The organism is Kribbella sp. NPDC026596 (genome assembly GCF_040638415.1).
GTDB lineage: Bacteria > Actinomycetota > Actinomycetes > Propionibacteriales > Kribbellaceae > Kribbella.
In genome coordinates, this window is sequence record NZ_JBEZYF010000004.1 from 116,434 (window position 1) to 136,895 (window position 20,462).

A 20,462-nucleotide genomic window follows, 5' to 3' on the forward strand; every position below is an offset into this window, starting at 1 on the left:
TGATTGTCCGACAATCAGTCAGTTTGAGGCTCGCCGTACGCCGAGTCAAACGGTGTGCCGGAGGTCGCTCCGGAGAGGGTGGTTCTGGGGTGAGGTAAGGATTAACCTGCGGGCATGACCCCTGACCATGAGGTTCGCTTCCGCGCCTGCCTGGACGATGTTGCGGCTTACAAGCCCGGTCGTCCGCCCGCGCGCACCGACGGACGGCCGACGTACAAGCTGTCCAGCAACGAGAACCCGTACCCGCCGCTGCCGGGCGTGCTCGCCGCCGCGATCGAGGCCGCGGGGCAGATGAACCGGTACCCGGACATGGGCGCCGTCGACCTGCTCGAGGCGCTGTCGGACCGGTTCGGCGTGCCGGTGAGCGATCTCGCCGTCGCCACCGGATCGGTCGCGCTGCTCTACCACCTGCTGCAGGCGACGGTCGCTGACGGTGACGAGGTGATCTACGCCTGGCGCTCGTTCGAGGCGTACCCGATCGCCGTCCAGCTGACCGGCGCGACCTCGGTGCAGGTCCCGCTGACCGTCGACGCCCGCCACGACTTCAAGGCGATGGAGGCGGCGATCACCGACCGGACCAAGGTCGTCCTGGTCTGTACGCCGAACAACCCGACCGGCCCGGTCGTCCGACGCGACGAGTTGCTCGCGTTCCTGGACGCCGTACCGACGAACGTGCTGGTCGTGCTCGACGAGGCGTACCGCGAGTTCGTCCGCGATCCCGATGTGGTCGACGGCGTGGACGTGTACCGCGATCGGCCGAACGTCGTCGTGCTGCGGACCTTCTCCAAGGCGTACGGCCTGGCCGGCTTCCGTGTCGGGTACGCGATCGGCCACCCGCCGGTGGTCGCGGCGATCCGCAAGTGCGCGCTCCCGTTCGGCGTCAGCCACGTCGCGCAATCGGCCGCGATCGCGTCGCTCCGGGTCGAGGAGGAACTGCTCGAGCGGGTCGATGCTCTGGTCGTCGAGCGGGCCCGGGTCGTCGACGAACTGCGTGCGGCCGGCTGGGACGTGCCGGAGACGCAGACGAACTTCGTTTGGCTGGACCTCGGCGACGACACGGCGGCGTTCGCCCAGGCCGTCCAGGCCGAAGGTGTGTCGATCCGCCCGTTCCCGGGTGACGGTGCGCGCGTCACCATCGGTGAGCGCGAGGCCAACGACCTCTTCCTCGCGGTGGCCCGCGCCTGGCGCCAGTGACGGCCAAACCTCCGTCGATCATCTGGATCTCGGGAGCATCCGCCGGGATCGGTGCCGCCCTGGCCGCGGCCACGCCGTACCGGGACGCGCGCGTGATCGACCTGTCCCGCAGCGGCGGCGGTACGGCGGAACACCTCGAGGTGGATCTGTCCGATCCGGCCGACTGGTCGCGGGTCGAGCGCCACTTCGAGGCTGAGCTCGAGGCCTATGAGGGTGATCGTGTCGTGTTCATCCACAACGCTGGCACGATCACGCCGATCGGTCGCGCGGACGCGGTCGACCGCGACGCTTACCGGCGCGCGGTCCTGCTCAACTCGGCCGCACCGCAGATCCTCGGTAGCGCGTTTCTCCGTGCCTCGGCGCACCTCACCTGTGAACGGCACCTGGTGATGCTCTCCTCGGGTGCCGCGAAGACGCCGTACGCCGGGTGGTCGTCGTACACGGCCGGGAAAGCGGCGATCGAGCAGTGGGTACGCACGGTCGCGCTGGAGCAGCCGGACGGGTGCCGCGTGATCGCGGTGGCCCCGGGTGTCGTCGACACCGCCATGCAGACCGAGATCCGCTCCACCGACGAGCAGGCGTTCCCCTCCGTCGAGCGCTTCCACGACCTCAAGCGCACCGGCTCCCTGAGTACGCCGACCGCCGCAGCCGCCGGCATCTGGTCCCTCCTGACCCGAGACCTCCCGAACGGCAGCTGCGTGGACCTCCGAGACCTGTAGGCGCGCTCAGCGCGTGGGCCCGGGGGCCTGTGCGTCCGGGGGCAGTTCCGTGGCACGGAGGCGCCAGCTCGCGGGGGTCGGCACCCCTCCTGGTGGCCGTAGACAAGCAATAACCTGTTCAACCCCACCGGTTCCGGTCCAAGCCCACCGGTTCCGGTCCAACCCACCTGGTTCCGGTCCAACCCACCTGGTTCCGGTCCAACCCACCTGGTTCCTGTCCAACCCACCTGGTTCCTGTCCGAGCCCACCGGTTCCTGTGCCGGCCCACGGTTCTGTCCCAGCCCGGCACGCAGAGAACCCGGCCCCGCTGGGACGGGGGCCGGGTTGTAGTTGCGGCGCCGGGAGGAGTGAGGCTTGCTCCCGGCGCCGCTGGGTGGTGCTACCGAATCAGTCACCCCACCGAGGTGACTCTCTCGGGTCCGCATCACTGACCAGGGAGGGTCAGTTGTTCTGCGCGGAGTCCTGCTCGCACGTCTTCAGCGTGTCAACGGAGTTGCCGTCGTTGAACGCGCCCAGGACGCCGGCCAGGTTGGTCAGCGGGACGTTGCCGCCGATGCCGGTCGCGGACAGCTCGTTGTGGCAGGCCTGCCACGGGCCGACGTTGTTGCGGCTGACCGAGAGCAGCCCGTTGTCGCCCCGCTTGTACCACTTGCTGTTGGCCTGCGCGTTGCCCTGCTCGCAGGTCTTGACAGCGGTGACCGAGTTGCCGTTGTTGAAGAAGCCGACGATGCCGGTGACATCGCTGGCCGGCACGTTGCCGCCGATGCCGGTGCCGGAACCGAACAGGTGGCAGGCCTGGAACGGGCCGACGTTGTTGTCGTCGAGGGCGACCAGGTCGCCGTTCCGCTTGACGCCGTACCAGCCGTGGTTGCCGTAGGCCTTGCTGGCCAGCGACGCCGCGTCGGCCAGGCCGGTGTCCTGTGCCTTCTGCTGGGTGTCGTCGAGAACGTTCGCGCTCACAACGGTGGCCAGGCCCAGCGTGGCGACGGTCGCCACAGCCGCGGCTGCGGCGATCTTGCGAGTTACCTGCATTATGCCAGGTTTCCTTTCGGGTTTGACGGATTCGTCTTAGTGCTAACGACACCTGGCGAGGGGCGTTACAAACTTTTTTGTCAGATATTTCGGTACTCACGGGGCTCATAGCCGACCGGTGATGAGTTCGCTGACAGGGCAACGAAATCCGTGCTGACCAGGCAACTTACCGGCAACCAGGCGGTCGCCGGAGTGAGCGGAAGTTGAGATGGAACGGCCCGTAACCGATGCCCGGCTATCTCGTTGAGTCAGCGCGGGTGACGGATGAACCCGGTGATTCGGAAGATTGTTCTCGGTGGGCTCGGTGGTCGCCGAATAGGCAATACCATGATGAATCGGAATGTCGTTGCAACATTGCCGGAGTTTCGCACCATGTTTTTTTCGGGGCAGGGTGCCGCCCGGCAGACCAGGCCCGCTGCCGCGCGCATCGGCAGCGGTGGGAGACCCGGGTCCCTTGGGGCCCGGGTCTTTCCTTTGTCCGGAATCAGCTACGCCGGCGCTCGGCCGTGACCACGAGCGCGACCCCGATGATGATCACCGCGCCACCGACCAGGATCTGCCAGGTGATGTGCTCGCCGAGGATCAGCCACCCGAGCAGTACGGCGACCGCCGGGTTCACGTACGCGTACGTACCGATCAGCGAGATCGGCGCGTTGGCCAGGAGATACGAGTACGCCGAGTACGCCAGCAGTGATCCGAACACGACCAGATAGGCCAGCGCGACCCACCCGGATCCGTCGATCTCCCCGAGGTGCAGCCGCCCGGGCTCACCCCGGAGTACGCCGACCAGGACCATCGCCGTACCGCCGAAGACCATCTCGTACAGCGCGGTCACCAGCGGGTCCCGCGGCAGTCCGAGCCGCGGGGCGAACCGGGATCCGATCGCCCAGGAGATCGTGCCGACCACCAGGATCGCCACCGACAGCGGCTTCGCGCTGGTGTTGCCGCCGGACAACGCGAGCAACGCGGCACCGCCGAAGCCGATCAGTACGCCGACCCACGTCAGCCCACGAGGTCGCTCGCCACCGCCGACCCGCAGCAGCATCAGCCACAAGGGGATCGCGGCGACCAGCAGCGCGGCCAGACCGGACGGAACCGTCTGCTCCGCGATCGCGACCGCACCGTTGCCGAAGGCAAGCAGCAGGATGCCGACCGTGGCCGCGCCGAGCGCCTCCCGACGGGTGATCCGCAGCCGGCGCCACCCCGACTTCAGGCTCAGTGCCGCGGCCAGCAGGACGGCCGCCGTGAGGAACCGGGTCGCCATCCCGAGCATCGGCGGGATGTCCGCGTCCACGACCACCCGGATGGCCAGGTAGGTCGAGCCCCAGACGACGTACACGACCGCCAGCGCGGTCCAGATCATCGCGCCCGACGCCGGCTTGGCGCCGGTCTCGGGGAGTACGGCCGGGGCAGGCGCGGCCATCCAGGCCTCCTCAGTTGCGTCAAAAGTGTCTGTCAGGGGTGTCATGCAAAGACGATGCTTACGCTAAGCCTGCCCGATCCGCCACGCAAGCCGGTATCCGGCCAGCAATCCGCTGTTTCCCGCCAGGCCATGCGTACGGGGCAGGGTGCCAACGACCCTGCCGTACGACCCTGATCGTGAGGAGAGCTGGATGCGGATCGCCGGAGTCCTGGTTGCTGCGATGACCGTCACGCTGGGCACCTGCCCGGCGTACGCGAGCGGGCTGACGGAGGTGACCGCCGCCGCCGAGACCGCGCCGAACTGGGACGACGACGCCGGTGGCAACGCGAACGCCGACGACCCGGCCATCTGGGTCGACGCCCAGCACCCCGAGCGGAGCGTCGTCCTCGGAACGCTGAAGAACGGCGGCCTGACGGTCTTCGACCTGACCGGCAAGCAGGTGCAGCGGTTCGCCACGCCGCCCGCGCCGGAGCCGGGTCAGGAGCCGGGCCGGTTCAACAACGTCGACATTGTCGACAATCTGGCGATCGTCACCGACCGCGGTCGCGACCAGCTCCGGACGTACGCCGTGAAGGCCGGGCGACTCACCGATGTGACCAGCGCCACGGCGCCGCTCGTGTTCAGCAAGGACACCGCGGAGGTCCAGGACCAGCGGACCGCTTACGGGCTCGCGGCGACGAAGATCAAGGGCCGGACGGTCGTCGCCGTGACGCGGCGCAGCGAGACCCGGGTCGGATTCCTCGCGCTGGTTCCGGACGGCCACGGCAAGATCACCTACCGCTCGATCGGCACGGTCGACCTGCCGAGCAGTTTCAAGCTCTCCGACGGCAGCACCTGGTCGCCCTGCGAGGAGCCTGGCGACCGGCCGCAGCTCGAGGGCATGGTGTTCGACCGCACCACCAACGACCTGTACGCCGCTCAGGAGGACGTCGGCGTCTGGCGGATCCCGCAGCACGGCAAGCCGGAATTGCTGGAGAAGGTCCGCGAGTTCGGGCAGCGAGCCGTCTACAACGATGAGACCGAGGAGTGCGAGCCGACCGGACCGGTCAGTCCGGACGCCGGAAAGCACCTCAGCGCCGACGCCGAAGGACTCACGATCGCCTATCGCAACGGCGTACGGACGCTCTACGCATCCAGCCAGGGTGACTCGACGTTCGCGGTCTACGGGATGGACGGACGCCGACTGGCGTACCGCGCCGGCTTCGAGGTGATCGACGGTCCGGCGGCGGACGGCGTACAGCACAGTGACGGTGCGGCGGTGACGACTCAGCCGCTCGGGTCGCGGTTCCCGCACGGCCTGTTCGCGGTCCATGACGGCGAGAACACGCCCGGTGACAGCGACCGCGAGGGCACGAACTTCAAGCTCGTCCGGCTGGAGAAACTGCCCTGATCGAGACGCATTTGTGACACATCTCGTCAAGACCGGCTGATCTCTGTAATATGAGCGCGGACATAGGACCAGTGGATGGACTGGTGTCTCATCCTGAGACCCGTTTCGGTACCGCCGTACCCGGACGCGTCCAGACAGTTAGCGGATCAGGCACCTGCTGGGTACGGTGTCCGGCAAGATGGTGGTGAGACCAGTGAGGAGGTCCACTGCCAACAGTGCATCAACCCCTGGAATCACGCGGTCCTGCCTGCGAATGCCTCATCCGGCGCAACGGGCCGGCCCCGTGCAACGTTGCGGTCGCGGCGATCCCGCGCTCGAACCCGAGGAGTGCATGTGAGTGAGTCGGTGCCGGGAATTGCCCCGGAAGTTTTCGCGCCCGTCGAGGCGCCGGTCAGTCCATCCCAGGCCTCCGAAGAGGTCGAGTTCGTCCAGCTGCTGACGCCCGAAGGTGAGCGCGTCGAGCACCCGGACTACGCCTTCGAGCTCGACGACGAGGCGATCAAGGGGTTCTACCGGGACATGACCCTGGTCCGCCGGATCGACACCGAGGCGACCGCCCTGCAGCGTCAGGGTGAGCTCGGCCTGTGGGCGTCGCTGCTCGGTCAGGAGGCCGCGCAGATCGGCTCCGGCCGCGCGCTGAACTCCAAGGACATGGTCTTCCCGACCTACCGCGAGCACGGCGTGGCCTTCTGCCAGGGCGTCGACCCGCTGCGGCTGCTCGGCTTGTTCCGCGGCGTCGACCAGGGCGGCTGGGACCCCAAGGACAACAACTTCCACCTGTACACGATCGTGATCGGCGCCCAGACGCTGCACGCGACCGGGTACGCGATGGGCCAGCAGCGCGACCACTCCATCGGTGACGCCGAGAACGGCGAGGCCACGATCGCGTACTTCGGCGACGGCGCCAGCAGCCAGGGTGACGTCAACGAGGCGTTCATCTGGGCGTCGGTGTTCAACGCCCCGGTCGTGTTCTTCTGCCAGAACAATCAGTGGGCCATCTCCGAGCCGATCGACCGGCAGACCCGGATCCCGCTGTACCAGCGCGCGGCCGGCTTCGGCTTCCCCGGCGTCCGTGTCGACGGCAACGACGTACTCGCGACGTACGCCGTCACCCAGCAGGCGCTGAAGCGGGCCCGGGAGGGCAGCGGGCCGACCCTGATCGAGGCCTACACCTACCGGATGGGCGCCCACACCACCTCCGACGACCCGACGAAGTACCGGCTGAGCGAGGACCTCGAGCACTGGAAGCTCAAGGACCCGATCGAGCGCGTGCAGGCGTACCTGGTCCGCACGGCCGGCGTCGACCACGACTTCTTCGACGAGGTCGAGGCCGAGGCGGACAAGGTTGCCGCCGAACTGCGGGCCGGCTGCCTGTCGATGCCGGACCCGGTGATGACCGACTTCTTCGACCTCGTGTACGTCGAGCAGACGCCGGAACTGGTCGAGCAGAAGGCCCAGTTCGCCGCCTACGCCGCATCGTTCAGTGACTCTTCAGAGGGCGAGGGCTGAGCAGATGGCGAAGATCAGCCTCGGCAAGGGCATCAACATGGGTCTGCGGGCGGCGATGGAGGCCGACCCGAAGGTCGTCGTGATGGGCGAGGACATCGGCAAGCTCGGCGGAGTCTTCCGGGTCACCGAAGGACTGCAGAAGGACTTCGGCGAGGACCGGGTGATCGACACCCCGCTGGCCGAGTCCGGCATCATCGGGACCGCGGTCGGCCTGGCGCTGCGCGGGTACCGGCCGGTCTGTGAGATCCAGTTCGACGGCTTCGTGTTCCCGGCGTACGACCAGATCATCAACCAGGTCGCGAAGATGTACTACCGGTCGATGGGCAAGATCCGGATGCCGATCGTGATCCGGATCCCGTTCGGCGGTGGCATCGGCGCGGTCGAGCACCACTCGGAGTCGCCGGAGACGCTGTTCGCGCACGTCGCCGGACTCAAGGTGGTCGCGTGCAGTGAGCCGGTCGACGCGTACTGGATGATTCAGCAGGCGATCGCCTCCGACGACCCGGTGATCTTCTTCGAGCCGAAGCGGCGCTACCACGAGAAGGCGGAGCTGGACGAGTCCGTGCCGCCGGCGCTGCCGCTGCACCAGGCGAAGGTGGTCCGCGAGGGTACCGACGCGACGCTGTTCTGCTACGGCCCGATGGTGAAGACCTGTCTGCAGGCGGCCGAGGCCGCGGTCGAGGACGGCCGGCAGCTCGAGGTCGTCGACCTGCGCACGATCTCGCCCCTGGACCTGCAGGCGATCTACGACTCGGTGCGCAAGACCCGTCGTGCGGTTGTCGTGCACGAGGCGCCGTACTCGCTCGGCCCGGGGTCGGAGATCGCGGCGCGGGTGACCGAGGAGTGCTTCTACCACCTCGAGGCGCCCGTTCTGCGGGTCACCGGGTACGACACCCCGTATCCGCCGTCGCGGATGGAGGAGGAGTACCTGCCCGACCTGGACCGGGTGCTCGACGGGGTCGACCGGGTGATGGGGTACTGATGGCCATCCAGCAGTTCCGACTCCCCGACGTGGGTGAGGGCCTGGTCGAGGCCGAGATCGTCAGCTGGAAAGTCAAGCCGGGCGACACGGTCAAGCTCAACGACACCGTCGTCGAGATCGAGACCGCGAAGTCGCTGGTCGAGCTTCCCGTTCCGTTCGCCGGCACCATCACCGAGCTCCTGGTGCCTGAAGGCGAAACAGTCCCGGTCGGTACGCCGATCATCGCGGTCCAGACCGACTCCGCCGAAGGCTCCCCCGAGGACCTGGTACCGACCATCCCCGAGGAAGACCCCACCGGCGGCCGCACCGCAGTCCTCGTCGGCTACGGCCCCCGCACCACCGAAGCCAAACGCCGCCCCCGCAAGACTCCCGCAGCCTCCGCCAGCTCGGCGCTGGCTCCGGCTGCGGGCGGTGCTGCCCCAGCTACCACCCCCACCCCGGCACCTGCGGCTCCCGCCGCCGCGGCCCCAGCCGCAGTCGCGCCGGCCCCAGCCGCGTCCGCGCCTGCGCGCTCCTCTTCCACGTCCGTTGCCGGAGGCAACGGAGGTGCGGTGCATGTCTTGGCGAAGCCGCCGGTGCGGAAGCTGGCCAAGGATCTGGGGATCGAGCTGGCGAGTGTGACGGCTACCGGTCCTGGTGGGATCATCACCCGGGCTGATGTTGAAGCGCACGCGAGTGCTCCGGCTGAGGTTCCGGTGGCACCGGCGTACGAGGCTGCTCCGGTGGTGAGCGGGCGCGAAGACACTCGCGTGCCGGTCAAGGGTGTGCAGAAGGTGATGGCACAGGCGATGGTGGCCAGTGCTTTCACCGCACCGCATGTGACCGAGTGGATCACCGTCGACGTCAGCGCCACCATGGAGCTGGTCGACCGGCTCAAGGGTGACAAGGCGTTCCGGGAGCTCCGGGTCTCGCCGTTGCTGATCGTCGCGAAGGCGGTCACTCTGGCGGCCCGGCGTACGCCGATCGTCAACGCGGCCTGGGACGAGCAGGCGCAGGAGATCGTCTACAAGGGCGCGGTCAACCTCGGCATCGCCGCGGCCACCCCGCGCGGGCTGATCGTTCCGAACATCAAGAACGCGGACGCCCTCACCCTGCCCGAGCTGTGCGGGGCGCTGAACGACCTGGTCGCCATCGCCCGCGAGGGCAAGACCCAACCGGCTGACCAGGCCGGCGGCTCGTTCACGATCACCAACGTCGGCGTCTTCGGCGTCGACGCCGGTACGCCGATCATCAACCCCGGCGAGGCCGCGATCCTCGCGTTCGGCGCGGTCCGCAAGCAGCCGTGGGTGGTCGACGACGAGATCGTCCCCCGCTGGATCACCACGCTCGCGCTCTCCTTCGACCACCGCCTGATCGACGGCGAGAAGGGCTCTACCTTCCTCGCCGACGTATCCAGCATCCTCGAAGACCCAGCCCGAGCTTTGATGTTCTAGTACGCGTACTCCGCGAAGGCCCAGGTGAACACCACCTGGGCCTTCGCCGGGTCAGGCGTCGAACGTCAGCACAGCGCGGCGATCCTCCGCGACAATCTTGGTGAGCTTGATGCGCAGCTCGTTGAGTTCATCAGCGCCGTCGGTGTGCAGAACCGGATACAGCTTGATCAGCCGGGCCGCGGTAGCCGCGGCGGCGAACAACGGCAGGTCAGCCAGGTCTGCCTCGGGTAGCGGCCGACGCTGTCGGTAGCCGGCGAGGAACGCGTCGAACCGTCCCTTGTACGTCGGTGTTGGTGTGCCGGCCGAGGTCAGGTCTCGGACGGCGAGAGCGATGTCCGCGACGAACCACGATCGGGCGGCATCGTCGAAGTCGAACGACGTAGGTGTGTCCCCGACCCACGCCAGATTGTCCAGCTCGAAGTCTCCGTGAATCACCCCGTAGCGCGACGGATCACGAGGCAGTCGGTCCAGCCGGTCGACGAGGCGCCGAACGGAATCCACCAGCGGCGGGTCATCCAGCCCGGCGACCTGCTCCAGCTCGGCGAAGCCCACCGGCAAACCATCGCCGAACTCGCCCGCCGCCTCATGCAGCCGGGCAAGCTCCGTCCCCCACGCACGCGCTTGGGGGAGCGTGAGTACGTCGACCCCCAACTGCCGGCCGGGCGCGGCGGCAACACACATGGCGTGCATAGGCCCGAGGCCGCTGTCGACGGACTCCACCAGCACACCGCCGGCCGATCGTTGGGCCTGGCAACCGCAACGCCACCATCGGCCAGACTCTGCATCAGCTCGGCCACGATGGCCAGTCCATCGTGTGACTGCCTTGGCGCGAACCGGAGAAACGACCGCGGTCGCGCCGGGGAGCCTTCGGGAACGACGAAGACGTGACTCGCACTGGAGCGCCACCAACGAGCAGTACCGGCCGCGTACCCCCAGCGGGCAGCGACCGCATCCGCCACGGAGGAGCGGTCGGCCGCGTCGACCGTACGCTCCAATCTGTTGATCTCTCCGAGCGTCATCATCACTGCAACCCTGCACGAGCGGCCCAGTGACCCGCATCGTGTTTTCGCCGCTGTACCGCTGCAGACGGTTTAGCAGCTCGTGAAATATGGCTGAACCGTCGCGGTCCTGGGTGAGAAGGTGGGGGACGTGCTCGTACTGGTGGTGGTGCTTGGGGCGGCGGTGTTGCACGCCACGTGGAACGCTATGGCGCACGGTGTGCCGGATCGGCTGGCCGGATTCGCGCTGCTGGGGGTGGCGTCGGGGACTGCCGGGCTCATTGCGATCGTTTTCACCGGTCCACCGCCTGCGGGCACTTGGCCGTACATCGTCGCGTCGATCGTGCTGCACTGCGTGTACTACGGCGGCCTGCTGGCGTCGTACCAGCTGGGTCAGTTCAGCCAGATGTATCCGCTGGCCCGCGGTACGTCGCCCTGGGTTGTCGCCGTGGTGTCGATCGTCGTACTGCATCAGATGCTGGCGCCCGTCGAACTCGCCGGCGTGCTGCTCATCTCCGCCGGGCTGATCGGGCTGGTGTTCATCGGACGGTCGGCCGGACGTGCGCAGACCGCGGCCCTGCTCGCCGCCGCCGGGACAGGCCTCGCGATCGCCGCGTACACGGTTGTCGACGGTCTCGCGGTCCACAAGATGCCGGTGGCGACGTACATGGGCTGGGTGTTCATGATCCAGGGCTTCATCGTGCCGGTGGTAGCACTCTGCTGGCGCGGCCCGGCTGTCTTCCGGCAACCCCGGTCCGCGATCCTGACCGGCCTCGGCGGCGGAATCGTGTCGATGGTCGCCTACGGCCTCGTCCTCTGGGCCCAAACCCGAGGCACCCTCGCCGCGATCGCAGCCCTCCGCGAAACCAGCATCATCTTCGGCGCCATCATCGGCGCCGTCTTCTTCAACGAACGCTTCGGCCCCCGCCGAGCCCTGGCCGCCGCAGTCGTAGTAACCGGCATAGTCCTCATCAGCACCTCCTAGCGAAGCACGCTGTCTGTACCTGCTGCTGCGGGGCGTGCTTTCCTGAAGGCTCGGGTGTAGGGAGGTGCTTGGTATGCGTGATCGGGACGGTCCGGCGACGGCCTCACCTGATCTGCCGGTCGTCCGGCAGTGGGTCGAGCGCAATCCGGACGCGAGCGCCAGGCTCACGGAGACCGTTGAGCACGGCGGTGATCGGGTGGTTCTTGTCGTCAGCTTTCCGGTTCAGGAGGCCATGCTCCGAGCGCAGCTCGAGATCCCGTCGCTCGTACAGTTCCCCGAGTTGTTGCGCTTCAGACGCTGGAAGCCGACCGAGCAGGAGACCGAGTGGACCCTGCAATGGGTGCTGGGCCTCATGCGCCGGCAGCACGATCTCGATCTGCCGACCAAGGTCACCTCGACGGGGCCGCACCCGGTGTCCGGGCTCATCATGATCACGCTTGACCGCGTTGATCCCGCCTACGCCGCCGAGCTCGAAGCCCGCGGCAACGGTCTGACCTTCGTCCTGCCCGAACCGGAGAACTCTGTTTCGTTAGCCGTTGCGGGCGCCGCGTCGCCCTATTACCGAGTCCCAGATGCAGCAAGTCCGACGTGGGTCACCGTGGAGAAGTTGCGGCTTTCGTAACGAGGGCGGCTGCCGTCCGATGTTGGGGGCATGCGCGTTTCCCTGCAAGATCCGCCGCGGTGGCTGACATTCCTCGTGGCAGGCGTGCCGTTCGGACTGCTGATGGGTTTGACGGCAAAGTCTGACGGCGATAGCTGGCTCGGTGCTGGGTTCATGGTGACGAGCGGCATCCCATTCGGGCTGTGCATGGTCTGGTGGAGTGCGCGTTGGCGTCGCGAGCAGCAGGAGAAGGCGGCCGAGGTCCCGGCCGACCTCGAGCGTGCGGCACGGCGCGCTCTGTCGAGTGGTGACGTACCGGACGACGCCGGGCTCCGGTCCGCGGCGATCACAGTCGCCTCGCGCGATCTCGCCGAGGCCGGGCGCCATCGCTGGCACAGGGTCACTTCCGTGTGTGTGATGGTGATCGTCGCCAGCCTCGCCGCGGCATCCGGGTCCTGGTGGGCAGTCCTGCTGTTCGGCGCCGGCGGCGCGATGTCGTTCTATCTGTACGCGATCGTGCCCCGTCGGCTTCTGCGCCGCGTCAAGCAATTCCGCGCCGCCCCCTAGCGGATCCGATCGCGCCGGGAGTAGGCGTTATAGGTTCAACCGTCGGCGATGATCGAGCTGGGGGTTGTCTGTGGCTGTGGATGATGTGCGGGATGCGTATGGGCGGTGGGCGGAGGAGTACGCCGAGATGTTCGCCTCGATGGAGGCTACGCATGAGCTGGATCGCAAGCTGGTGTCGCAGTGGGCCGGTGGGATCACGGGCCGGATCATCGACGCGGGGTGCGGGCCAGGCCAGTGGACCGACTTCCTGCGTGGCCTGGGCTGCGACGTCGAGGGTGTTGATCTGGTGCCGCGCTTCGTGGACATCGCCCGATCGCGGTTCCCCGCCGTCTCCTACCGTGTCGGCGAGCTGGACGACCTCGGCGTACCCGATCGCTCAGTAGCAGGGATCCTGTCGTGGTACTCGATCATCCACACCGATCCGGACAACGTGCCGCGCATTCTCGACGAGTTCGCGCGATGCCTGTGCGACGGTGGCGGTTTGGTTCTCGGCATGTGCGAAGGCCCGCAGGTGGAGCCGTTCGACCACAGGGTGACGACCGCCTACTTCTGGTCGGTCGAGGAGATGTCACAGCGGCTCGTGGAATCGGGCTTCCAGGTCGAAGCAACGGAAACCCGCAGTGACGAGAAGCGACCCCATGCCGCTATCGTCGCGCGGCGCAGACGCGTCGAACCCTGACGAGCGGGAGCCCGTCGTCACAGTTGCTTCGTGGGCGTGTCCGGGTCGATTCCCAGTGCGGTGAATCGCTTGGCGAGGTCATCGACCCACTCTGGCGGTGTCCGGTGATCCGGCAGCGGGACGCCCGCTTCGCTGCGCCACAATGCGTCCGCGAGGGCGGTTCGCAGATGCCAGGCCATCACGCGGTCGACTGCCAGTTCGCGGCCGGTGATCCGCGTGTAGTGGCGCAGGGTGGCCGTGAGCAGTTCGACACCCGGACCTGTTCCGGGGAAGGTGCGCAGGTCGTACTCCGCCTCGGCGAGGCCCGCGGTCTCGAAGTCGACGACTACGCGGAGGTGCTCGCCGTCCCATACCTGATTGCCGCCATGGAGATCGCCGTGTACCAGTACGCTCGGTCGCGGCGTCGCCAGTACGTCGTCTGCCCAGTCGCACCACCTGATGACTGCGGGATGCTGATCTGGACGAGCCCATTTCACGAACCCGTCGCGTAAGGCGTCGCCTGTGGCTGGTTGCAGTGCGGCAGGGGCAAGTTCACCGAGGGCGCCTTCGACGCGTGCGCGGGTCGCCGGATGGTGCAACTCACCCAGAAACTGAGCGAGCTGCCGACCCACAAGGTCCCGGTCAATCGAGTCCACGACCTCGAACAGCGCCTCGCCCGGCACCAGCCTGGTCACCAGGAGCAGTGGATCGGTGCTGCTGGCAACCACTTCCGGCAGAAACGGAACCGCCGGCTCACGCGCCAACGCCTCCAAGACGGCGATCTCATGCGCCAACCGAAGCCCGGCAGGCCGTGACCACGCAAACTTCGCAACGAACCGCCCGCCGACCATCGCGCTTGCCGACCACCACAAGGGATCCTCGCCGATCGATTCGCGAATCGCGATCGGATAGTCACCCAGCCCGGGCGCAACACGCCTCAGCGCCCCGGCAACCGCCGCGGACGAGCCCTCCGCCAACCACCTCACGGCCGAGCCTCTCCGTCGCATCCCGCCGAAGCGATGCCGTGAACCGTGCCCGGCAGTGCCGCGTTATCGGCCATAACCGGCAGTCAACCGACGAGACTCACACAAGCGCAACCGAATTCCACGGTGCTGCTCGTGGAGCACGAGTTGGCGGGTCCGCGGGGTGGTCGATGAAGCGCGGTAGCGCGTAGCCAAGGGTGGGTGGGGCGGACCACAGTTGTATAGAGGAGTGGGGGTCCCGGGCGGGGGACCCCCACTCAGTCAGTTGACGGCGTCGAGGGCGTCGGCGATGCCTTCGCCGAAGAAGGCGTTGTTGGCCGTGGTGCCGGTGCAGCGGGCGTCGGGGGTGACCGGGCAGGCGGTGTCGTCGGCTTGCTTGCGCAGTGCCGACTCCAGCTGGCTCGGGCCCCACCACGGGTGGGTCGACTTCATCAGGGCCGCGATGCCGGTGACGTGCGGCGACGCCATCGACGTACCGCTCGAGAGGCCGTACCTGCCGCCGGGCAGGGTGGACAGGATCGAGCTTCCGGGAGCGGCGACGTCGATCTTGTTCAGGCCGAAGTTCGAGAAGCTGCTGCGGGCCCGGGCCTGCGTGGTGCTGGCGACGGTGATGACGCCGGGCAGCTCGGTCGGCATGTCCAGGCAGTCGTTGTTGATGGTCCGGGTGGCCGGGGTCGTGTCGTTCGGACTGCCGCTGTCGGTGGTCTTGTTGGCGAGGTCGTAGTTCGAGTTGCCCGCCGCCGCGACCGAGAGTACGCCGCGACCGGTCGCGTAGGCGTACGCGCGCCGGACCGCTTCCTGCACCGCACCCTGGTCACCGTTGTCCTTGCACCAGAATTCCCACGGGTCGATGAAGTAGCTGTGGTTCGTGACGTCCATGTGGTGCTCGGCGGCCCAGACGATGCCGCAGATCGAGTACTCCGGGTAGATGAACCCGTCGTCGTTCACGACCTTGACCGAAGCGATCCGCACACCAGGCGCAACGCCGACGATGCCCACACCGTTGCGGGCCGCGGCGACCGTGCCGGCGACGTGCGTACCGTGCGAGCTGGTCGTCGGCCGCCAGGCGCCGGGCGTCGTGTTGGGTACGCCGTTGTCCACACAGTTGACCGAGTCCTTCGCGTCGAAGTTCGGCGCGAGGTCCGGGTGGGTGTCGTCGACACCGCTGTCGTTGATGCCGACCAGCACCTGCCGGGAGCCGTCGGTCACCGCGTGGGCCTGGTCCGCCTTGATCTGGACCATGTCCCACTGCTCGCCCTCACGCGGGTCCAGGACCGGAGTCGCCTCCGCGTCGTCGATCGCGTTGACGCCGCCGGCTGACGAGGCGCCGGCGGCAGACGCCGCACCGACCGGGCCTTCGCTGACGGCGGCCGTCCGGGTGGCGCCGACGGACTGCACCTCACGTCCGTTGTGCCCCGCGCGGACGTCGGTGCGGAAGTCCGGGTTGGTCGACTGCGCGATCACCACGCCGAGCTGCTGGTACGCCGTGACCACCGTGCCACCGGCCGCCTTCACCGCCTGCTCGACCTTGCGGACGTGTCCGGGCGAGGCCTTGGTGTTGATGACATAGTTCATCAGCGGTCCAGGCGTGGCCGCGGCGGTTTGCGGTACGGCGTGCGCCGTGGCGGCACCAAGTGTCGTCAATGCCAGCGCGGCCGCGGCCAAGCCGGCCGTCAGCCGTCGGGGACGGGAAGTTCGGGACACGCTGCCTCCTCAGGGGCGGGGCCAGGGCGGACGGGCCCAGGCTCGGTACCCCGGACTTTAGAGCGGATTCCGGACCGGCGGAGTTCTTCATCCACAACGCAGGGGAAACCCTGCACCTGTCACTACCGAGAGTCCATCCGTTCACGCTCAGTTGCCCACATGCTGTGGATCGGCCTGTGGATAACTCGTGGACAAGCTGGGGAATACCTGGCCCCGCCGGTGGATTAGCTGTGTGTGTAGGATAGATACAACAGAGATACGAGTCGTATGGGAGATCTGTGACAAGCGGGGTGCCGGAACACGAGCCGGCGAGTGTGGCGTTGGAATTAGGTGACGAGACCGCGGAGATCGCCCGGGTGGTGGTCGAGGCGGCGCCGGGGGTGGAGAAGATCCCCGCGGCAGAGCGGGTGTACGCCTACGTCAAGGCGGCGATCCTGGACCGGACGTATCCGGGCGGCGAGTTGCTGACCGAGGGCGAATTGGCCACCGCGGTCGGGGTGTCGCGCACCCCGGTGCGCGAGGCGTTGCTCCGGCTGGAGGAGTCCGGCCTGGTGAAGCTGTACCCGAAGAAGGGTGCGCTGGTCCGGCCGGTGGTGCCGCAGGAGATCGACGACGTCCTCGAGGCCCGCGAGCTGATCGAGACGCACGCCGCCGCCAAGGTGTGGCCGCGGCGCAAGCAGCTGATCGAAACCCTGACCCAGCGCGTCGACGAGATGCGCGCACACCGTAAGACCGGTGACGCGAAGAGCTTTCTGGAGGCCGACCGGGCCTTCCACGAGGCCATTGTCGGTGCCGCTGGCAACGAAATCCTGGCCAAGCTCTACAACAGCCTGCGGGACCGCCAGGTCCGGATGGGCGTGCCCGGAATCGAGATGCAGCCGGCCAGGATGGACAAGTCCATCGTCGCGCACCAGGAGATGATCGACGCCCTCGGCGGCAACAGCGTGAAGCGGTTCCGCGACCTCGTGGTCTCCCACATCGACACCGCCGCGGCGGACCTGCGGGGCACTCGGTGACCGAACTCCTCTTCCCCCTGGGCGGACGTCGGGCCTGGGCGGTGTGGACCGCTGCTGTCCTCACTTATCTGGTGACCGTCCTGCACCGCGGCTCCATGAGCGTGGCCGGCCTGCAGGCTGCGGAACGCTTCCACATCTCCGCATCCGCGCTGGCCAGCTTCACCGTCGTACAGCTGACTGTGTACGCCGCCATGCAGGTTCCGGTCGGCGTACTGCTCGATCGGTACGGATCCAAGCGGCTGCTGATCACCGCATCCGGACTGCTCTTCGTGGCGCAGTCGGCGTTCAGTCTGGTCGACTCGTACCCCGCTGCGCTCGCGGCACGCGCCGTACTGGGTGTCGGCGACGCACTGGTGTTCATCAGCGTGCTGCGGGTCGTCATGGCGTGGTTCCCGGCGCTACGGCAGCCGGTGATGACTCAGGCGACCGGAATGCTCGGTGGTCTCGGTGCGATCGTCTCGACCGTGCCGATGGCTGCGGCTTTCCACTCCTTCGGCTGGACCAGCACGTTCGCCGGTGCCAGCATCCTGAGTCTGCTGACCGGTCTCGCGGTGCTGTTCCTGATCAAGGACAGCCCGTACGACGAGCCGCTGCGACGGACCAAGCAGTCACTCGGCGAGGTACGGCACAACCTGCGGCGAGCCTGGAATGAGCCCGGGACGCGGCTGGGCCTGTGGACGCACTTCACCACCAGCTTCTCCGGCAGCACCTTCGGTCTGCTCTGGGGTTACCCGTTCCTCGTCCAGGGCCAAGGTGTCGCCCCGACGACCGCTGCGGCGATGCTGATCCTCCCTGTGCTCGCAGGGCTCTGCTACGGCCCGTTGGTCGGGCGGTACGCCGCTCGCTTCCCGTTCTACCGGTCCTGGATAGTGCTGGCCGTGATCGGCGGCTCGGTGTTGATGTGGACCGTCGTACTGCTCTGGCCGGGCCAGGCGCCGATGCCGGTGATCCTGCTGCTGATCGTCGTACAGGCCGCTGGTGGGCCGGGGTCGATGCTCGGGCTGGACTACGCGCGGACCTTCAACCCGGCCACCCGGTTCGGTGCGGCCAACGGGATGGTCAACACGGGTGGGTTCATCGCGACGCTGCTCTGCATCGGCATGGTCGGCATCCTGCTCGACACGTCGTCGGGTGGGGCGCCGCAGACCATCGAGGACTTCAAGTTCGCGCTGGCCTTCCAGTACGTGCTGTGGGCCATCGGCACCCGCCAGATCCTCAAGTACCGCCGCAAGGCCCGCGGCCACCTGGCCCGCTACAACCCCGAGGCCTACGAAGCCCTCCTGGCCAACCAGATCGTCCCCGTAAAAGGCTGATGCCAGCCCGCTGATACGGGCTGACAGCCGAGTGCCAGGGCGGTGCCAGTACGCCGGGAGACGGTAATCCCAGTGAAGTGAGTCCACTGGGAGGAACCGATGACCACAACGAACCAGGTCGCCATCGAGGCAACCGGTTTGGTCAAGAAATATGGCAACACCACCGCCCTGGCCGGCGTCGACCTGAGTGTGCCGACCGGCACGGTCCTCGGGGTTCTCGGCCCGAACGGCGCCGGCAAGACCACGGCGGTCCGCATCCTCGGCACCCTGCTCCGGCCCGATGCCGGACATGCCACGGTCGGCGGGTACGACGTCGTCCGGGAGGCCGGCAGGGTTCGCGAGATCGTCGGGCTGACCGGACAGTACGCCTCGGTCGACGAGGACATGTCCGGCCGCCGGAACCTGATCATGATCGGCCGGCTGCTCGGGTACTCCCGGGATCAGTCCCGGGCCCGGGCCGACGAACTGCTCGAGCGGTTCGAGCTGACCGACGCCGGTGACCGGATCGCCAAGACGTACTCCGGCGGCATGCGCCGGCGCCTCGACCTGGCCGCAAGCCTGGTCGGCCACCCGAGCATCCTGTACCTGGACGAGCCCACCACCGGTCTCGACCCGCACGCCCGCAACGGCGTCTGGGAGACGATCCGCAACCTGGTCCTCGACGGGACCACGGTGCTGCTCACCACGCAGTACCTGGAGGAGGCCGATGCGCTGGCCGACTCGATCGTGGTGTTCGACAAGGGTGCGGTGGTCGCCTCCGGGCGGCCGGCCGAGCTCAAGGCGCAGGCGGGCAAGCAGTCGCTCGACGTCCGCCCGACCGAGCCCGCGCATATCGAACGCGTTGCCGCCATCGTCGCCGAGTCGGTCGGTGCGCGGCCGACCGTCGACGTGGTGAACGCGCTGGTCAGCGTGCCGGTCACGGACGGCAGCTCGATGCCGGTCGTCGTACGGCGCCTGGACGAGGAAGGCATCGCGGTCACCGAACTGTCCCTGCGGCTGCCCAGCCTGGACGAGGTCTTCCTCGCCCTGACCGGTCACACCGCCGAAGAGCGTCCGCAGGACGCGGTCCTGGAAGGAGCGGGCCGATGAGTGCCGCTGTTGTCGATGCGCCGGCCCACGTGGGTCGTCGTACCCGTCCGTTCGCCTGGGTGCAGCAGAGCCTGACCCTGGCCTGGCGGAACATCGTCCGGATCCGGCAGAACCCGGAAGCCCTGGCGGACGTGACGTTCCAGCCGATCATCTTCCTGGTGCTGTTCCTGTTCGTCTTCGGCGGCGCGATCGCCAACGGCGGGACCTGGCACGACTACCTGCCGTTCCTGTTGCCCGGCCTGCTCGTGCAAACCGTGGTGTTCTCCACCATGGGGACCGGGGTGGCGCTGAACGACGACTTCGCGAAGGGCGTGTTCGACCGGTTCCGCTCGCTTCCGATAGCCCGCATCGCACCGCTGGTCGGTGCGGTCCTCGGGGACGCGGTGCGGTACACGCTGTCGATCGTGATCCTGATGACCACCGGGTTCGTCCTCGGATTCCGGTTCCACAACGGGGTCGGGAACGGGTTGCTGGCGCTGGTGATCGTGCTGCTGTTCGCGCTGTCGATGTGCTGGATCTGGGTGTGGCTCGGGCTGACCCTGAAGACCGCGCAGGGTGTCCAGGGCGTCGCCTTCCTGGTGATGTTCCCGCTCACCTTCGGCAGCAACGTCTTCGTCCAGACGAGCACTCTGCCAGGCTTCCTGCAGGCGTTCGTGAACGTGAACCCGGTCAAGTACCTCGTCGACACGATGCGCGGCCTGATGCTCGGCGGCCCGATCCAGAAGCCGCTCCTGATCACCCTCGCCTGGATGATCGGCCTGATCGCGGTCTTCGCCCCCCTGGCCATCCGCGCCTACCGCCGCCGCACCTGAACCCTCCCAAAAGAAGGGGGCCGGGAAACCGGCCCCCTTTCTGTCCGTTCCGTC

19 protein-coding genes are annotated in these 20,462 nt (G+C 67.9%); 14 read left to right on the forward strand and 5 right to left on the reverse strand.

Going from position 1 to position 20,462, the window contains the following annotated elements:
* The first annotated feature begins 114 nt into the window (after positions 1–114).
* Both hisC and AB0E63_RS04640 read left to right on the forward strand, forming a co-directional pair.
* Entirely contained in the window at positions 115–1,194 is a 1,080-nt protein-coding gene (hisC, locus tag AB0E63_RS04635) for a histidinol-phosphate transaminase (protein ID WP_360361340.1), read from the forward strand.
* Positions 1,191–1,913 (forward strand): SDR family NAD(P)-dependent oxidoreductase, encoded by a 723-nt coding sequence (locus tag AB0E63_RS04640; RefSeq protein ID WP_360361343.1) that lies wholly within the window; start codon positions 1,191–1,193, stop codon positions 1,911–1,913. Before hisC ends, AB0E63_RS04640 begins: the two co-directional genes overlap by 4 nt.
* Positions 1,914–2,354: 441 nt before the next feature.
* Here AB0E63_RS04640 and AB0E63_RS04645 read toward each other — a convergent pair whose 3' ends face one another.
* A complete protein-coding gene (locus AB0E63_RS04645; RefSeq protein ID WP_360361346.1) occupies positions 2,355–2,945 on the reverse strand; it encodes a hypothetical protein in 591 nt (196 codons plus the stop codon).
* 484 nt (positions 2,946–3,429) lie between these two features.
* A complete protein-coding gene (locus AB0E63_RS04650; RefSeq protein WP_360361349.1) occupies positions 3,430–4,368 on the reverse strand; it encodes an EamA family transporter in 939 nt (312 codons plus the stop codon).
* 190 nt (positions 4,369–4,558) lie between these two features.
* On the opposite strand from AB0E63_RS04650, the gene AB0E63_RS04655 reads away from it, so the two are divergent.
* From AB0E63_RS04655 to AB0E63_RS04670, 4 genes are all read left to right on the forward strand, one after another.
* Positions 4,559–5,758 (forward strand): phytase, encoded by a 1,200-nt coding sequence (locus AB0E63_RS04655; protein WP_360361352.1) that lies wholly within the window; start codon positions 4,559–4,561, stop codon positions 5,756–5,758.
* Between the two features lie 432 nt (positions 5,759–6,190).
* The gene (gene pdhA / locus AB0E63_RS04660) at positions 6,191–7,267 is read left to right on the forward strand and encodes a pyruvate dehydrogenase (acetyl-transferring) E1 component subunit alpha (protein WP_360361653.1); all 1,077 of its coding nucleotides are present in this window, start codon (positions 6,191–6,193) and stop codon (positions 7,265–7,267) included.
* A 4-nt stretch (positions 7,268–7,271) separates the two neighbouring features.
* Positions 7,272–8,249 carry an alpha-ketoacid dehydrogenase subunit beta gene (locus tag AB0E63_RS04665; protein WP_360361354.1) on the forward strand — a complete coding sequence of 326 codons (978 nt, stop codon included), beginning with the start codon at positions 7,272–7,274 and terminating at the stop codon, positions 8,247–8,249.
* Positions 8,249–9,682, forward strand: coding sequence for a dihydrolipoamide acetyltransferase family protein (locus tag AB0E63_RS04670; protein ID WP_360361357.1), 1,434 nt, complete (start codon positions 8,249–8,251; stop codon positions 9,680–9,682). Before AB0E63_RS04665 ends, AB0E63_RS04670 begins: the two co-directional genes overlap by 1 nt.
* A 51-nt stretch (positions 9,683–9,733) precedes the next feature.
* On the opposite strand, the gene AB0E63_RS04675 is transcribed toward AB0E63_RS04670, so the two are convergent.
* Positions 9,734–10,402: a phosphotransferase gene (locus AB0E63_RS04675; protein WP_360361360.1), complete on the reverse strand. Its 669-nt coding sequence runs from the start codon at positions 10,400–10,402 to the stop codon at positions 9,734–9,736.
* Positions 10,403–10,831: 429 nt separating this feature from the next.
* On the opposite strand from AB0E63_RS04675, the gene AB0E63_RS04680 reads away from it, so the two are divergent.
* From AB0E63_RS04680 to AB0E63_RS04695, 4 genes are all read left to right on the forward strand, one after another.
* Positions 10,832–11,665 carry a DMT family transporter gene (locus AB0E63_RS04680; protein WP_360361363.1) on the forward strand — a complete coding sequence of 278 codons (834 nt, stop codon included), beginning with the start codon at positions 10,832–10,834 and terminating at the stop codon, positions 11,663–11,665.
* Between the two features lie 73 nt (positions 11,666–11,738).
* Positions 11,739–12,287 (forward strand): hypothetical protein, encoded by a 549-nt coding sequence (locus AB0E63_RS04685; protein ID WP_360361366.1) that lies wholly within the window; start codon positions 11,739–11,741, stop codon positions 12,285–12,287.
* Between the two features lie 30 nt (positions 12,288–12,317).
* Positions 12,318–12,833: a hypothetical protein gene (locus tag AB0E63_RS04690; RefSeq protein WP_360361369.1), complete on the forward strand. Its 516-nt coding sequence runs from the start codon at positions 12,318–12,320 to the stop codon at positions 12,831–12,833.
* A 76-nt stretch (positions 12,834–12,909) separates the two neighbouring features.
* On the forward strand, positions 12,910–13,512 hold the full coding sequence (locus tag AB0E63_RS04695; RefSeq protein WP_360361371.1) for a class I SAM-dependent methyltransferase: 603 nt from the start codon (positions 12,910–12,912) through the stop codon (positions 13,510–13,512).
* A gap of 17 nt (positions 13,513–13,529) precedes the next feature.
* On the opposite strand, the gene AB0E63_RS04700 is transcribed toward AB0E63_RS04695, so the two are convergent.
* Together AB0E63_RS04700 and AB0E63_RS04705 are read right to left on the reverse strand one after the other, a co-directional pair.
* The gene (locus AB0E63_RS04700; protein ID WP_360361373.1) at positions 13,530–14,498 is read right to left on the reverse strand and encodes an aminoglycoside phosphotransferase family protein; all 969 of its coding nucleotides are present in this window, start codon (positions 14,496–14,498) and stop codon (positions 13,530–13,532) included.
* A gap of 237 nt (positions 14,499–14,735) precedes the next feature.
* Positions 14,736–16,178, reverse strand: a complete 1,443-nt coding sequence (locus AB0E63_RS04705) for a S8 family serine peptidase (RefSeq protein ID WP_360361376.1) — start codon at positions 16,176–16,178, stop codon at positions 14,736–14,738.
* 278 nt (positions 16,179–16,456) lie between these two features.
* Between AB0E63_RS04705 and AB0E63_RS04710 the strand changes: the two genes are divergently transcribed.
* From AB0E63_RS04710 to AB0E63_RS04725, 4 genes are all read left to right on the forward strand, one after another.
* Complete coding sequence (locus tag AB0E63_RS04710; protein ID WP_360361379.1) at positions 16,457–17,194, forward strand: GntR family transcriptional regulator; 738 nt, start codon at positions 16,457–16,459, stop codon at positions 17,192–17,194.
* Positions 17,191–18,507: an MFS transporter gene (locus tag AB0E63_RS04715; protein ID WP_360361382.1), complete on the forward strand. Its 1,317-nt coding sequence runs from the start codon at positions 17,191–17,193 to the stop codon at positions 18,505–18,507. The genes AB0E63_RS04710 and AB0E63_RS04715 overlap by 4 nt, the downstream gene beginning before the upstream one ends.
* 99 nt (positions 18,508–18,606) lie before the next feature.
* Positions 18,607–19,596, forward strand: a complete 990-nt coding sequence (locus AB0E63_RS04720; protein ID WP_360361385.1) for an ATP-binding cassette domain-containing protein — start codon at positions 18,607–18,609, stop codon at positions 19,594–19,596.
* Positions 19,593–20,408 (forward strand): ABC transporter permease, encoded by an 816-nt coding sequence (locus tag AB0E63_RS04725; RefSeq protein WP_360361388.1) that lies wholly within the window; start codon positions 19,593–19,595, stop codon positions 20,406–20,408. The genes AB0E63_RS04720 and AB0E63_RS04725 overlap by 4 nt, the downstream gene beginning before the upstream one ends.
* The last annotated feature ends 54 nt before the right edge of the window (positions 20,409–20,462 follow it).